Annotated in this window: 2 protein-coding genes; one reads left to right on the forward strand and one right to left on the reverse strand. The window is 64.1% G+C overall.

What is annotated here, in order from left to right; all coding sequences use genetic code 11:
• Window positions 1-84: 84 nt before the first annotated feature.
• On the reverse strand, window positions 85-762 hold the full coding sequence (locus V6M52_RS01240) for an HAD hydrolase-like protein (protein WP_332698582.1): 678 nt from the start codon (window positions 760-762) through the stop codon (window positions 85-87).
• Window positions 763-1,223: 461 nt separating this feature from the next.
• On the opposite strand from V6M52_RS01240, the gene V6M52_RS01245 reads away from it, so the two are divergent.
• The coding region (locus tag V6M52_RS01245) for a TonB-dependent receptor plug domain-containing protein (protein ID WP_332698585.1) at window positions 1,224-1,644 on the forward strand (421 nt) is incomplete at its 3' end.

Consider the following 1,644-nt stretch of genomic DNA (forward strand, 5'->3'; position numbering starts at 1 on the left):
CGCCCGCGCCAACGCCCAGGGCTACCTCGCCGCGGTGCTGGAACTCCTCGAAAGCGCCAAGACCCAGGCGGCTTAGGGTCGCGGTCAAGTCATTCCGGCGGTGGCCATCGCGAGGGCGGCTGTCGCAAGACTTGCCGGTTCGGAGACAAGGCCGTCCGCCCCCGCGGCCTCCAACTCGTCCAGGGTTCCGTAACCCCACAGGACGCCGAGGGCGCGCATCTCGTTCGCATGGGCTCCCGCGACGTCATGTCGACGATCCCCGATCATCACGCAGTGGCCCGGCGCCAGCGAATGAAGCTCCGCAATATGGGAGATCAGTTCCGGCTTGTGGTCCAGCGCGCCGCCCGGCTCGGAGCCGTGGATGGCGACGAAAAAGCCATCGAAGCCGATGTGCTCCAGAATGCGCTGGGCGAATTCTCTGCGCTTTGACGTGGCAAGAATGAGCTGCGCGCCCGCGCGCCGCATCGCCGTCAGCGCCTGCCCAATGCCTGGATAAGGCAGGCTGCTGAACAGGCCGCGCTGGCCATAGTCTGAGCGATAGGCCGCCACCGCCTCGGTGACCCGATCGTCTCCATATCGTTCCAGCAGCCACCGCATGCCGTCCTCTATCGGCGGGCCGATCAGCGCCGAAAGGTCGAGCGATGGCTCGGGCGTATGGCCTAGGGCGCGCAGAGCGGCCCGGCAGCTCGACAGAATGCCCGGCTCCGAATCAATGAGCGTGCCGTCCAGATCCAAAAGCACTGTGGGGGTGGTCGAAAGCATGGCCGAGCTTAACCCACGTTGGCGGGCTGGCTAGCGCCGCGTTCCGCCCTTCCCGGCACTCCAGGGAATCCGCCAGGGCGCGGCGCTTCATAGATTCTCCGGCGCGACCTCGCCTCTCACCAACGCTTGTCCGCCATACCCGCCACACGAATTATCGCCGGACGTGGCGCGAAAGCGACAGGCGCGGTTCTGACGCCCGCGCCGAAACTCACGCGGGCCGTGAACCTTGATTTTCCAGGGCTAATTTCGACAGTTTTCGAAGTTTCGGTACGATTTTGTCCATAGATTCAAATTCTGAACAATGTTCGGATGAGTTTTGACAGACCCGTCGTATGTGTCCGCACTCTATTCTTTCATGCATACAAAATCGACTTGCGTTTTGCTGAAATCCTCGCGCATTCCTCCCCCGCAATCTGTCGCAATATCGACGGATAACGTAGTTATATTAAAAGGGGAAACGCTTGCTACAATCCAGATACCTTGCCGGAGCCTCCTCCCTCGCGCTCCTGCTCACCCTCGGCGCCGGCCAGGCCCTGGCCCAGGATTCCGCCGAGGTCGAAGAGGTCGTGGTCACCGGCTCGTTCATCGCCGGCACCCCCGAAGACGCCGCCCTGCCGGTCAATGTCATCGGCGCCGAGGAGATGGCCAAGCAGGGCTCGCCCTCGACCGTCGACCTGATCAAGTCGATCCCCGCCGTCTCCGGCGCCGTCGGCGAGTCCAACCAGTTCGGCGCGGGTCAGACCACCGGCTCGGGCAACGTCAACCTGCGCGGCCTGGGCGCCGAGCGGACCCTGGTGCTGTTCAACGGCCGCCGCATGGCGATCTCGCCCGGCTCCATCTATGTCGACACCAACCTGATCCCGACCGCCGCCATCGGCCGCA

Source organism: Devosia sp. (assembly GCF_036676215.1).
Taxonomy (GTDB): domain Bacteria; phylum Pseudomonadota; class Alphaproteobacteria; order Rhizobiales; family Devosiaceae; genus Devosia.

Coding starts and splice junctions, on each gene's coding strand:
- V6M52_RS01240 (WP_332698582.1), bottom strand. CDS start 762: ATGCTTTCGACCACCCCCACAGTGCTTTTGGATCTGGACGGCACGCTC.